Source organism: Mesorhizobium sp. B1-1-7, from assembly GCF_006442705.1.
Lineage (GTDB): Bacteria > Pseudomonadota > Alphaproteobacteria > Rhizobiales > Rhizobiaceae > Mesorhizobium > Mesorhizobium opportunistum.
The window spans coordinates 184,270-196,250 of the sequence record NZ_VFWQ01000003.1 but is presented as its reverse complement, the minus strand read 5'-3'; the positions used below and the strand labels follow the sequence as shown (position 1 = coordinate 196,250).

10 protein-coding genes are annotated in these 11,981 nt (G+C 64.6%); 4 read left to right on the top strand and 6 right to left on the bottom strand.

What is annotated here, in order from left to right; all coding sequences use genetic code 11:
- Positions 1 to 2: 2 nt before the first annotated feature.
- From FJ978_RS05710 to FJ978_RS05695, 4 genes are all read right to left on the bottom strand, one after another.
- The gene (locus FJ978_RS05710; protein ID WP_140570878.1) at positions 3 to 665 is read right to left on the bottom strand and encodes an aminotransferase class IV family protein; all 663 of its coding nucleotides are present in this window, start codon (positions 663 to 665) and stop codon (positions 3 to 5) included.
- The gene (locus FJ978_RS05705) at positions 614 to 1,756 is read right to left on the bottom strand and encodes an aminodeoxychorismate synthase component I (RefSeq protein ID WP_140570876.1); all 1,143 of its coding nucleotides are present in this window, start codon (positions 1,754 to 1,756) and stop codon (positions 614 to 616) included. The genes FJ978_RS05710 and FJ978_RS05705 overlap by 52 nt, the downstream gene beginning before the upstream one ends.
- 201 nt (positions 1,757 to 1,957) lie before the next feature.
- On the bottom strand, positions 1,958 to 2,704 hold the full coding sequence (locus FJ978_RS05700) for a proton-conducting membrane transporter (RefSeq protein WP_140570874.1): 747 nt from the start codon (positions 2,702 to 2,704) through the stop codon (positions 1,958 to 1,960).
- A gap of 358 nt (positions 2,705 to 3,062) precedes the next feature.
- The gene (locus FJ978_RS05695; protein ID WP_013893150.1) at positions 3,063 to 4,901 is read right to left on the bottom strand and encodes a M3 family oligoendopeptidase; all 1,839 of its coding nucleotides are present in this window, start codon (positions 4,899 to 4,901) and stop codon (positions 3,063 to 3,065) included.
- Positions 4,902 to 5,073: 172 nt separating this feature from the next.
- Here FJ978_RS05695 and FJ978_RS05690 point away from each other — a divergent pair, with 172 nt between their 5' ends.
- The 3 genes from FJ978_RS05690 (at position 5,074) to FJ978_RS05680 (ending at position 9,274) form a co-directional block, all read left to right on the top strand.
- Positions 5,074 to 6,618 carry a sigma-54 dependent transcriptional regulator gene (locus FJ978_RS05690; protein ID WP_140570872.1) on the top strand — a complete coding sequence of 515 codons (1,545 nt, stop codon included), beginning with the start codon at positions 5,074 to 5,076 and terminating at the stop codon, positions 6,616 to 6,618.
- A gap of 411 nt (positions 6,619 to 7,029) precedes the next feature.
- On the top strand, positions 7,030 to 8,901 hold the full coding sequence (locus FJ978_RS05685) for a DUF882 domain-containing protein (RefSeq protein ID WP_181176701.1): 1,872 nt from the start codon (positions 7,030 to 7,032) through the stop codon (positions 8,899 to 8,901).
- A gap of 196 nt (positions 8,902 to 9,097) precedes the next feature.
- Entirely contained in the window at positions 9,098 to 9,274 is a 177-nt protein-coding gene (locus FJ978_RS05680; protein WP_013893153.1) for a hypothetical protein, read from the top strand.
- Between the two features lie 162 nt (positions 9,275 to 9,436).
- Here FJ978_RS05680 and FJ978_RS05675 read toward each other — a convergent pair whose 3' ends face one another.
- Positions 9,437 to 10,330 (bottom strand): AraC family transcriptional regulator, encoded by an 894-nt coding sequence (locus FJ978_RS05675; RefSeq protein ID WP_140570868.1) that lies wholly within the window; start codon positions 10,328 to 10,330, stop codon positions 9,437 to 9,439.
- 131 nt (positions 10,331 to 10,461) lie between these two features.
- On the opposite strand from FJ978_RS05675, the gene FJ978_RS05670 reads away from it, so the two are divergent.
- Positions 10,462 to 11,211 carry an SDR family oxidoreductase gene (locus tag FJ978_RS05670; RefSeq protein ID WP_140570866.1) on the top strand — a complete coding sequence of 250 codons (750 nt, stop codon included), beginning with the start codon at positions 10,462 to 10,464 and terminating at the stop codon, positions 11,209 to 11,211.
- Between the two features lie 7 nt (positions 11,212 to 11,218).
- Here FJ978_RS05670 and FJ978_RS05665 read toward each other — a convergent pair whose 3' ends face one another.
- A complete protein-coding gene (locus FJ978_RS05665; RefSeq protein ID WP_013893156.1) occupies positions 11,219 to 11,857 on the bottom strand; it encodes a 2-dehydro-3-deoxy-phosphogluconate aldolase in 639 nt (212 codons plus the stop codon).
- Positions 11,858 to 11,981: the final 124 nt, after the last annotated feature.

The window sequence follows — 11,981 nt, the reverse complement described above, 5'->3', positions numbered from 1 at the left end:
GTTCAGATCAATTTTGCCGGGATCAGTCCGCGCAGCGAATTGCCGACGAACAACGCCTTGGCGGATTTCAACTCGTCCAAGCTGTAGATCGCTTCCCGGGCGCGGCCTTCGTCCAGAAGCTCGGCGCGCAATACGCCAGGCAGCAAGCCGCAGTCGAGTCGGGGCGTTGCCAGCACGCCGTCGCCGAAATCGGCGAAGACATTGGTGATCGTGCCTTCGCAGATTTCGCCACGCTCATTGGCCAGGAGCACTTCGTCGGCCTGGGTGACGAGATATTCGGAGCGGGCATGCGTGTAGAGCTGTCGCCGGCTGGTCTTGTGGCGCAGCAGCATATTGCCTGAATCGAGCTTTGTCCGCGCCAACCGCAGCACCCAGACTTTGTCGGCGGCGAGCGGTTCATAAGGTTGCGCGGAGGCGCTCGCCTCGCCACGGCGCGACAGAGCGAGCCGCGTGCGCATGGCGATAGGGGAGCCGCCGGCCGCGCTGCTCAGGGCCTCGCCGATCCTGTCCGGATCATGGCTGAAGCCCAGTTCCGCCGCCGAGCCATAGAGGCGCGCAAGGTGGCGATCGAAGCGCAGGAAACCGCTCTCCGGCTGCCACCGCATGGTCTCGATCAGCTCGAAATCGGCGGCGTCCCCGTCGCGAAGCGGGCCTTGAGCAGACACTCCTGATACTCCTCTTGCGCCGTCGAATCGAAGACGATGCCGCCACCGACATTGTAGACGGCCTCGCCGCTGGAAAAGAGCGATATGGTACGGATCGCCACCGAAAAGCGCATCGTGCCGCCGGGTGCGATCCAGCCGATGGCGCCGCAATAGACGTCGCGGGGCGTGCTTTCCAGATCGTGCAGGATTTCCATGGCGCGGATCTTCGGCGCGCCGGTGATCGAACCGCAGGGAAACAGCGCCGCGAAGATCTGGCGGATCGAGAGCCCGGGCAGCAGTTTCGCCCTGACGTCGCTCACCATCTGGTGGACGGTCGGATAGCTCTCGATGCGGAACAGCGCCGGCACGTCCAGCGTGCCGACCTCGCTGATCAGCGAGATGTCGTTGCGCAGAAGGTCGACGATCATCCGGTTCTCGGCCTGGTTCTTCTCGTCGTTGCGCAGGAAGTTTCTCTGCCGTTCGTCCTCGGCTTTGGTCGCGCCGCGCGGTGCGGTGCCCTTCATCGGATGCGTCTCGATCATGCCGCTGGCGTCGATCTCGAAGAACAGTTCGGGCGAGCGCGACAGCACGACGGGGTCACCGAGCGCGACCAGCGCGCCATACTTCACCGGCTGGCGTTCGGTCAGCGCATCGAAGGCGGCAAGCGGGTCGCCCGACCATTGCGCCTGCACCGGAAAGGTCAGGTTGCCCTGGTAGCAATCGCCTTGCCTGATGTGCTGGTGCAGCCGTGCGAAGCGCTTCTCGTAGTCCTCGAACGACCATGCCGCCCTTGCATCGAAGATTGGGCCATTGGTCGGCGCGGCGCGCTGAGGCACCGCTTCTTCGACCGGGGCATCGAAGACGCCGAGGCAGACCAGCGGCGCGCGGCGTCCGCTTGGCAGCAAGGGAACCAGCTTCGGCTCGAGCAGGTAGCCCGCCTCGTAGGAGAAATAGCCGGCCAGCCACCTGCCGGCATCATGCGCGGCCTGCGCGGCCTCCAGCGCCGGCAAGAAGTCCTTTGCCGCATGCGCCACGATGATATCGGCCGGCCGGTCGAAAACGAGCTGGCGCGCGCTTTCGTCGTTGCGGAAAATGGCGGCGGGCAGGGACATGGGACTCTGGTGCTGCGGTCAATGAAGCCGTTGACCGCTCTATATGGGGGGCCGTTCGCGCGCAATCGAGGGAACGGCACGCTGCCACTCAAAGCCGACCTCTGTTGGGCCGACCCTGCTGGGCCGACCTCTGCTGGCCTTGTCCGCCAAAAACAAACCGGCGGCGCCTTGGCGCCGCCGGCTAATCGCTGTTTCTCTCGCTCAAGTGTTGCTGGCGGTTCCGGCTGTCGGGAACTGCTTGGCGAATTCCTTTTCGTTGCCGGCGGCGAGCAGCTTGGCCTGCTCGATCCAGCGTTCGCGCTCGATGCGGCCGTCGAAGTTCATCACGTCCTCGATGCGCTTGATGTCGGCGGCGGTCCAGGCGGCGATCTGGGCGAAGGAGGTCACGCCTTGCGCCTTGAGAAGTTTCTCGTTGACCGGGCCGATACCGATCAGCCGGCGCAGATTGTCGGGTTTGCCGGATGCGGGCTTTGCCGCGGCCGGCGTGGCCTTCTTCGTTGCTGCGGCCTTGGGAGCGGCCGCGCTCTTGGTTGCCGAGCCAGCGGCCGCGGATTTGCTCGCAGCGGGTTTGGCTGGTGCCTTGGCCGCTGCCGGCTTTGCCGCGGCCGGTTTGGCTGGTGCGGCCTTGGCCGCTGCCGGAGCAGATTTGGCCGTGGCCGGCGTCGACATCAGGGCGGCCGACGGTTGACTTGCGGCCTTTGCCGCGCCGGCTCCGGCGGAAGCCTGCGCGTCACGCAGCTGGCGCTCGAGATCCGAGCGGGTCTTGCCGCAGGCATTCAGTTCACCCGTCAGGCGGTCGCTGTCGGCACGCAGCCTGTCGCGCTCGCTGCGGGTGCGGTCGAGATCGCCGCGCAAGCTGTCGAGCTCACCACGCAGACGTCCCCAGATGAACCAGCCAACCAACACACCCACAAGGAACGCCAGGAGCATGTAGAAAAAAGTGCCCATTGTCTCTCTCCAGTCAGATCCGTCTGCCGCGGTATGGATTCATGACCTTCGGCGAAGGACTACTCGATGGTGATTCCGCGGCGCGCGGAACAGCCGGCTTCGGTCGAGCTGTCGGCGATCGGCTTGCAGCCATGCCAACGGCCGGTGTCGCGTTCGCCAGAGCGCCACGGTCGGCCGAGATTTTTCCTCGCCGATCCGCGTGCGCTCCGGCTGAGCTTGGAGCGAAGGCTACCATAGGGCTTGCGGAAAGCTATCGGAAAACTTGCCGTCGAGAGTTGTTGAAGAACAGATATTTAGCGCAGGAATGGTGCTGTCCCACATGCATTCCGGCTAAACTGTTCCGTGCCGGCGCGAGACGTCAACCGTCGAGCGCTTCCAGCTCGTCGATGAGGCCGCCGATCACGCCGAGCCCGATCTGCCAGAAGGCCGGATCGGTGGCGTCGAGACCGAACGGCGCCAGAAGTTCGGAGTGATGCTTGGTGCCGCCGGCGCGCAGCATCTCGAAATATTTGTCCTGGAAGCCGCGCTCGGCGTTCTGGTAGACGGCATAGAGCGAGTTCACCAGGCAGTCGCCGAAAGCATACGCGTAGACGTAGAAGGGCGAATGGATGAAGTGCGGGATGTAAGTCCAGAACACTTCATAACCCTCGCGCAATTTGATCGCGGGTCCCAGGCTTTCCGCCTGCACCTCGAGCCAGAACTGGCCGAGCCGGTCGGATGTCAGTTCTCCGTTGCGGCGCTCGGCATGCACCTTGCGCTCGAATTCGTAGAAGGCGATCTGGCGCACCACCGTGTTGATCATGTCCTCGACCTTCTGGGCGAGCATGGCCTTGCGCTCGCGCCTGTCGGTGGTCTGCTCGAGCAACGAGCGGAAGGTCAGCATCTCGCCGAAGACGGAGGCCGTCTCGGCCAGCGTCAGCGGTGTCGAGGCCATCAGCGCGCCCTGGCCAGCGGCCAGCACCTGGTGCACGCCGTGACCAAGTTCATGCGCCAGCGTCATCACGTCGCGCGGCTTGCCCATGTAGTTGAGCAGCACATAGGGGTGAGCCGACGGCACGGTCGGGTGGGCGAAGGCGCCGGGCGACTTGCCCGGGCGCACCGGCGCATCGATCCAGTTGCGGTCGAAGAAGGTCCGGGCGATCTCGGCCATATCGGGTGAGAAACGCTGATAGGCCGACAACACGGTGTTCCTGGCCTCGTCCCAGCCGATCACCGCTTGCGGCGTCTCCGGCAGCGGTGCGTTGCGATCCCAGTGGTTCATCACCTCCATGCCAAGCCACCGCGCCTTCATCTGGTAATAGCGGTGCGACAGGCGCGGATAGGCCTCGCGTACGGCGGTGGCGAGCGCATCGACCACGCTGCGCTCGACCCGGTTGGCGAGGTGGCGTGAATCGGCGATGTCCTCGAAGCCGCGCCAGCGGTCCGAGATTTCCTTGTCCTTGGCCAGCGTGTTGGTGATCAGGGTGAAGGTGCGCAAATTCTTGCGGAAAGTCGCGGCCAGCGCCTCGGAGGCCCGACGCCGGACTTCACCATCAGCATCCTGCAGGCGGTTGAGTGCCGGCTCCAGCGTCAGTTCCTCGCCATCGACATCGAAGCGAAGGTCGGTCATCGTTTCGTCGAACAAGCGGTTCCAGGCGCCGCGTCCGGTGATCGACTTCTCATGGAAAAGCTGCTCGACGCGGTCCTCGAGCTGATAGGGCTTGTCCATCCTGAGGTCGAGCACCCAGGGCCGGTAGTGGCCGAAAGCGGGGTCGCCGGCCAGCGCGCCCTCGATCGCCGCGTCGTCGATCAGGTTCAATTCGAGCGCGAAGAACAGAAGATGCGCACTGGCGTCGGTCATCTTCTCCTGGATGTCGCCATAGAGCTTGGCGCGCTGCGGGTCGGCCGTGTTGCCGGCATAGACCAGGCCGGCATAGGAGACGATGCGGCCGATCAGTTCCTCCAGCGCCTCGTAGGCGACCAGCGCCTCGCCCAGCCGGCCGGCGCTGCCGCGCTCGGCTTCGGCGGCCAGCGTGCCCTTCCAACGGGCCTCGAAGGCGATCGCATCGGCGGCGGCCCTGGCGATGTCACGCTTCAGCTCCGGCGCGTCCATGCCGGTGTAAAGGTCGGCAAGGTTCCATTCCGGCAGATCGCCAAGCCCGGCCGCGCCCTGACCGGACGCTGGCGCCGCAAGCCGCCGACCAAACATCATGCGCATCGACAATACCTTCTGTGAATCAACGGGTCAGAATCTGGGGTCAGAATCAAAGGGAATGGAGAAGCCGGTCAAATCCTAAGGAATTCGTTCACCGGGTTTTTTGAAACCTTATTTAGAACCCTGTGCCAAGATGATCCATGGGGATTTCGGGCGCGGGCAACTCAAGACAGTCATGACAGGTTCCATACTCATAGTCGATGACGATCCCGTGCAGCGCCGGCTGCTCGAGGCGGCGGTGACGCGGTTCGGCCATACGGCAATCGTCGCCGACGGCGGTGCCGCGGGTCTCGAAGTGCTCGACGGGCCTGGCACTCGCGACGTCTCCGTCGTCATCCTCGACCTGGTCATGCCCGGCCTCGACGGCATCGGTGTGCTGAAGGCGATGCGCGAGCGTGACATCAGCGTGCCGGTCATCGTGCAGACCGCCCAGGGCGGCATCGAAACCGTGGTTTCGGCGATGCGCCATGGCGCGTTCGATTTCGTCGTCAAGCCGGCTTCGCCCGACAGGCTGCAGGCCGCGATCGCCAATGCGCTCAAGGTCGAGGCGGTCGAGGGCGAGGTCAAGCGCACGTCGCGCAAGCGCGGCGGGCTGCTGACCTTCAAGGACATGATCACGCACAGTCCGGCCATGGACAGGGTGATACGCCTTGGCCAGAAAGCGGCGGCTTCCAATATCCCGATCCTGATCGAAGGCGAATCCGGTGTCGGCAAGGAACTGGTGGCGCGCGCCATCCAGGGCAGCGGCGACCGTCGTTCGAAACCCTTCGTCACCGTCAATTGCGGCGCCATTCCCGACAATCTGGTCGAATCCATCCTGTTCGGCCACGAGAAGGGCTCGTTCACCGGCGCCACCGACAAGCACACCGGCAAGTTCGTCGAAGCGCATTCGGGCACGCTGTTCCTCGACGAGATCGGCGACCTGCCGCTCGACGTGCAGGTCAAGCTGCTGCGCGCCGTGCAGGACGGCGAGGTCGATCCGGTCGGCGGCCGCGCCACCGTCAGGGTCGACATCAGGCTGATCTCGGCCACGCACCGCAACCTCCTGCAGCAGGTCAAGGACGGCAAGTTCCGCGAGGATCTGTTCTATCGGCTGAACGTCTATCCGATCTTCGTGCCGCCGCTGCGCGACCGCCGCGACGACATCCCGCACCTGGTCAGACATTTCATGGAGAAAGTGGCGCCCGCCGACCCGCGCCATCGTCTTACGGGCATTTCGGCGGCGGCGCTTGCCGTGCTGCAGGCCTATGATTGGCCAGGCAACATCAGGCAATTGGAGAACGCGGTCTTCCGCGCCTCGGTGTTGTGCGAAGGCGATGTGCTGACGGTCGACGACTTCCCGCAAATCCGGGCGCAGGTGGAAGGCACCGTCAATCTCGGAACCGATGGCGATCAGGAAGCAGACGGTCTTGCGCCGCCACCGCTGGAGCCCCGCGATGAGGATGTCGTGCCCGGCGATGCTGTCGCGGCTAGCGTCCACGACCAGGCTGTCAGGACGCAGCCTCGCTTCGGCACGTTGAAGGCGCTCGACGAACGCGGCAATGTGCGGGCGCTGGCCGATGTCGAACTCGAGATGATCAAGCTCGCCATCGATCACTACAACGGCCAGATGAGCGAAGTCGCCCGCCGCCTCGGCATCGGCCGCTCGACGCTTTACCGCAAGCTCAAGGAATACGGCATCGATCCGGAAACCGGGCGTATCGACCGCCTCGCCTCCTGAGCGGCGCAAGGCCGGGACCAGCTTGCCCTGTCATGGTGCGATCCTTGCACCTGCCCCGGCCGGATTATGGCGGGCTGACGGCGGTGCTCGACAGGTGGCGATCACGCATTAAGGCTAGTGGTAACAGATCGTGTTTCAGCCAAGGGCGGAAACGTGATCTAAACCAGCGGTTTACCAAGAAACCCTGCGAACAATTTTTGACGGGATATCGCCATGGTGTTACCGCATTTCGGCTTCAATAAGCGATGATTAACCATTAGGATCGATATTCGGATGTGAAAACGACACATCCGTTTGGGCAAATCCGGGGACAAACGGCAGCCTGCAAGGCCTTTTGATTTGAACAGAATCGAACGACTCACAAACGGGCGTCATCATCATTTGCGCGTCTGGCCGAGATGGCTGGCAGCGATGATTGTCGCATTTGGTTTTGTTGCCGCGGCCGCCACGGGCGCCCAGGCCGAAGTTCGTTCGCTGAAGCTCTATCACCTCCACACCCACGAGAAGGCCGAGATCGTCTACAAGCGCAATGGCCGCTACATTCCCGAGGGTCTGAGGAAGATCAACATCATCCTGCGCGACTGGCGGCGCAACGAGCCGACCAAGATGGACCCGCGCCTGCTGGACCTGGTCTGGGAGGCATATCGGGAAAGCGGCGCCACCGACTACATCCAGGTGGTCTGCGGCTATCGCTCGCCGGCGACCAACTCGATGCTGCGCAGCCGCAGCCGGGGCGTCGCCGAGAAGAGCCAGCACATGCTTGGCAAGGCCATGGACTTCTACATTCCCGGCGTGCCGCTGAAGAAGCTGCGTAACATCGGCCTCAAGATGCAGGGTGGTGGCGTCGGCTATTACCCGTCCTCCGGTTCGCCGTTCGTCCACATGGACGTCGGCAATGTACGCCATTGGCCCGGCATCAGCCGCCAGGAACTGGTCGGCCTGTTCCCCAATGGCAAGACGCTGCATGTGCCGAGCGACGGCCGGCCTCTGCCAGGCTATGAACAGGCGCTCGCTTCATACAAGGCGCGCAGGGGCTCCGGCACACCCAACATCGAACTGGCCAGCGCCGGCGGCAGCAGCAAGAAGTCCGGCGGGTTCCTCTCGGCGTTCTTTGGCGGCGGCGACGATGAAGCCGACGACAGCGCCGATGTCGAAACCGCTTCGGCCGCGCCCGCGCCCAAGCCGAGAAACGTGAAGCCGCTGGCCACTGCCAAGAGCAGCAACCTGCCGGGTATCGCCATCGTCGCGCCCGAGAATGCGCAGCGCGCCGAAATTCCGCAGGTCGCCGACGAGCAGGCTCCGGAGCCGCAGACGGACACGCCGGAGACGATCATCGCGGCGCTGCCTGCCAAGGAGATTCCGCTGCCCGACTTCGCACCGCGGCCGAAGGCTGATGTCGGCGTGCAGCAGCCTGAGAATGTTCCGTTCGCCACGGCGGATGCGACGGCCACCACCGAACAGGCGGTGGCGACCGCGCAGGCGCCGGCGAACATGCCTTTCGGCAAGGCCGACCCCGCGGCGCTGGCGGCTGCCGCCGCGGCCGATCCGGCGCAGGTTGCCGTCAACAACATCCCATTGCCGACCTGGCGTCCCGAACACTCGTTGCCGGCTGATCTTGCACCGCCACCCAGCAAGGATGTGCTGATGGCGCTGGCCGAGACGGCTGATCAGGACAAGTCCGCCACGGATGCGTTCTCGGTGCTGCCGACGGCGCGGCCGGCACCGGTCAAGCCGGATGCGGTCAAGGCCGTGCTCGACGAAGCCAATGCCCAGATCGCCAATGCCCAGGTTGTCAATGCCCCGGCCGCTAATGCCCCGGTCGCCAATGCACAGGTCGGCGGCGGTGACGAATACCAGCTTGCCTCGCTGTCCCAGGAACCGCGCTCGGCCTTCAACGATCCGTCCGCCGTCGATGCGGCATCGCCTCGCCAGGCCGTTGCCGCCCGTCCGGCCGGTTCCGATCCGGCAGCCGCGATCGGCGCCGGGGTGAAGACGACCCGCAAGGAAGCCAGGGCCACCGCCCGCGACCAGAAGCCCGGCCCCAGGGCCGTTGTGGTTGCAGCCGCGCCTCAGGCCGCCCGCTGGGCGCTGACCAGCGGCGAGACTGTCGCCGCCGTTTCGAGCGCGACGACGGCACCGGGCTACGCCTACAATATCGTGCATACCCCGCCGAGCGAGGTCTATACGGCCGGCTTCCAGTCGGGCGACCCGGTGGCCGATCCCAATCGCTTCACCGGCAACGCCGTCAAGTTCATGTCGGTCGCCCGCTTCCAGACGAAGTAACCGACCAGCCAATCGCAAAGCCGCGCTGGGCAGCCTGCGCGGCTTTTTGCTGTTCAATATTACCCATTCGATGCCTGAAAGGCTCGCCGGTCATCACCGTCGGGAGCCAGATCACGCGAGACTGAACTTCTCGTGAGATCGGAACGATGGACCCATTTCCAGATTACTATCGGCGCGTTCCAACCTGGGGATACTCATGAAGAAGATTCTACTGGCATCAGTTCTGGCACTGGCGGCAGCATCCGCTGCGATTGCTCCTTCGCAAGCCGAAACCGTGATCATCAAGAACGGCAAGCATCACTGCAGGACCAAGGTGGTCACGCATTGGGTTCACCACCATAGGGTGGTCGACAAGGTCAGGGTCTGCAATTGATCCAGGACCGGTAGGATCCGGTGAATTGGCCCGATCGGCGAGAGTCGACCGGGCTTTTCATATGCCGGCTGACGCGGCTCTTGCACTGGTCGGAGCCGACCTGTCGGGAAGTCACCGCGAGCTTTCGTCCCCCCAAACCGTGGTCACTTCTGGGCGGCGGCATCAATCGATTTCCAGCGTAGCAGCTTCGCCCTCGGCCAGAAGCCGCGCGGCGTCACGCGCCGGCGGCAGTCCGAAATGGCGCGCATATTCCCGGCTGAACTGGGATGCGCTTTCATAGCCGACGGCAAAGGCGACGCGCGTGGCGTTGCCCGACTCGGCGATCAGCAGATGACGCGCCTCCAGCAGACGGACCTGCTTCTGATACTGGATCGGGCTCATGGCGGTTGCCGCCTTGAAGTGGCGGTGAAACGAAGCGTTGCTCATATGCGCGAGCTCGGCCAATTCCGTCACGTCGATAGGCTCGTTGTAGTGCGATCGTATCCAGGCGGTGGCGCGGCGAATCTGTGACAAGCGGCCGTCAGCGCGCGCGAGATGGCGAAGCTTCGCGCCTTGCGGACCCTGCAACAGGCGGAATGCGATCTCGCGTTCGAACATGGGCGCGAGCACGGGAATCTCGGCAGGCCGGTCGAGCAGCCGCAGCATGCGGCGCCATGCATCGAGCAGTTCGTCATCGGCCCGGTTGGTCACGAAGCTGTCGCCGTCGAGCGCCGGCTTGTGGTCGATGATCAGGGCGGCGATCAGCTCGATATCGAGGGCGAAGGCGACGGCTACGTAGGGACGGGCGCTGCTCGCCTCGATGAGCTGGCTGGTGGCGGGCGTCTCCACCGCATAGACGAAATAGCTGCCGGCGCCATAGCGAAGCGTGTGGTCGCCGATCAGCACCGTTTTCGTCCCCTGCAGCACGAACAGCGCCGTCGGTTGGCAAAGCTCGGGCAGCGGCGGGGTCGCAACCTCGCTGCGGCCGATGGAAACACGCGGGATGGCTGTCTTTGTGCGCCTCCCATGCGCATGGCGGCCGGCGATCGCGATCAATTCCTGCAGGGCTTCTTCCATGTCTTCAGCATTGCCGATCCATGCGGACTGCGCAACCGGTTGAGAGGATTAGGCAAGAGGACGCGAGTATCCGGCGCGCGAAACCGGCCGACGCAGGTCATTTCTAGGTTCACCGAGAAGGAGACACGGATATGACGACGAAAGTGAATGCGCTGGTCACCGGCGCCAACAAGGGTATCGGCCTCGAGACCGCTCGCCGGCTGGCGGCCATGGGGTTCAAGGTCTGGCTCGGCGCCCGCGATGCCGAGCGCGGCGAGGCCGCGGCAAAGATGTTGCGCAACGAAGGGCTCGACGTCGAATGGCTCGAACTCGACGTCGCCAGCGACGACAGCGTAAAGGCCGCGACCAAAACCTTGACGGCGCGGATATCCAGCCTTGATGCGCTGGTCAACAATGCCGGCATTGCCCCCGGCTATGTTGATGCGCTGGGGCCGGACGGCCGCTACGAACGGCCGCCGAGCCGCGAGAGTGTCGCCGACATGAAGGCCACCTATGACGTCAACGTCTTCGGTCCGGTTCGCGTCACTCAGGCATTCCTGCCGCTCCTCCTGGCATCGCCCGCCGCCCGCATCGTTATGGTCAGCAGCTATCTCGGCTCGATCGCGCGCGCCGCAGCCAACAGCCAATCGCCCAATGTCATGGGCTATGGCAGCTCGAAAACAGCGCTCAATGCCATCACCGTGGCCTTCGCCCGGGAGCTTTCGACGCTCGGTATCATGGTGAACGCTGCCGCTCCCGGCTACACCGCGACGGACCTCAATGCGCACAAGGGCGGCCGCACGGTGCAGCAGGCTGCCGGGATCATCGTGCAGCTGGCGACGCTGAAGGCCGGCAGCCCCACCGGCGGCTATTTCGATGAGAATGGTCCGTTGCCCTGGTGAGCGATGGCTATTTCCGAAGCTGGCTGGCGGCGCTTGCGAGGGCTTCGATCTCGTCCCACTTGCCGGCCTTGACCATCTCGTCGGGCGCGACCCAGGAACCGCCGACGCAGATCACGTTCGGCAGGCTGAGGTAGTCGGCCGCGTTCTTGCCGGTGATGCCGCCAGTCGGGCAGAATTTGACATCGGCCAGTGGCGAGGCGAAGGCTTTCAAGGAGGCGATGCCGCCCGACTGCTCGGCAGGGAAGAACTTCAGGAAGCGCAGCCCGGCCTCGCGCGCGGCCATGATCTCGCCGGGCGTGATGGCGCCGGGCAGCAGCGGAACGTCGCTGTCGGCGGCCGCCGCCAGAAGCTCGCGGGTGATGCCGGGGCTGACGATGAAGCGCGAACCGGCGCTAGCTGCCTCGTCGAACTGCCTGCTGTCCAGAATGGTGCCGGCGCCGACAATGGCTTCCTCGACCTCGGCGGCGACTCGCCGGATCGCTTCGAGCGCATCGGCGGTTCTGAGCGTGATCTCGATCGCCGGCAGGCCGCCACGCGCCAGCGCACGGGCGAGCGGCACCGCGCTGGCGACATCGGTGATCTTCAGCACCGGAATGACCGGCTGGCCGTTCAGAAGCGACAGGAGTTTCTCGGTCTTGCTGGGCATCTGTCTCTCCATGTAAAGGGCTATTTCAACCGATTAGCAGACGGGTGTTTGCCTGTCCACGAACCGGGTCGCGTCGCGATGTCACGCGCCATCGGACAGCTTACGGTCTCTTTCCCGACAAGGC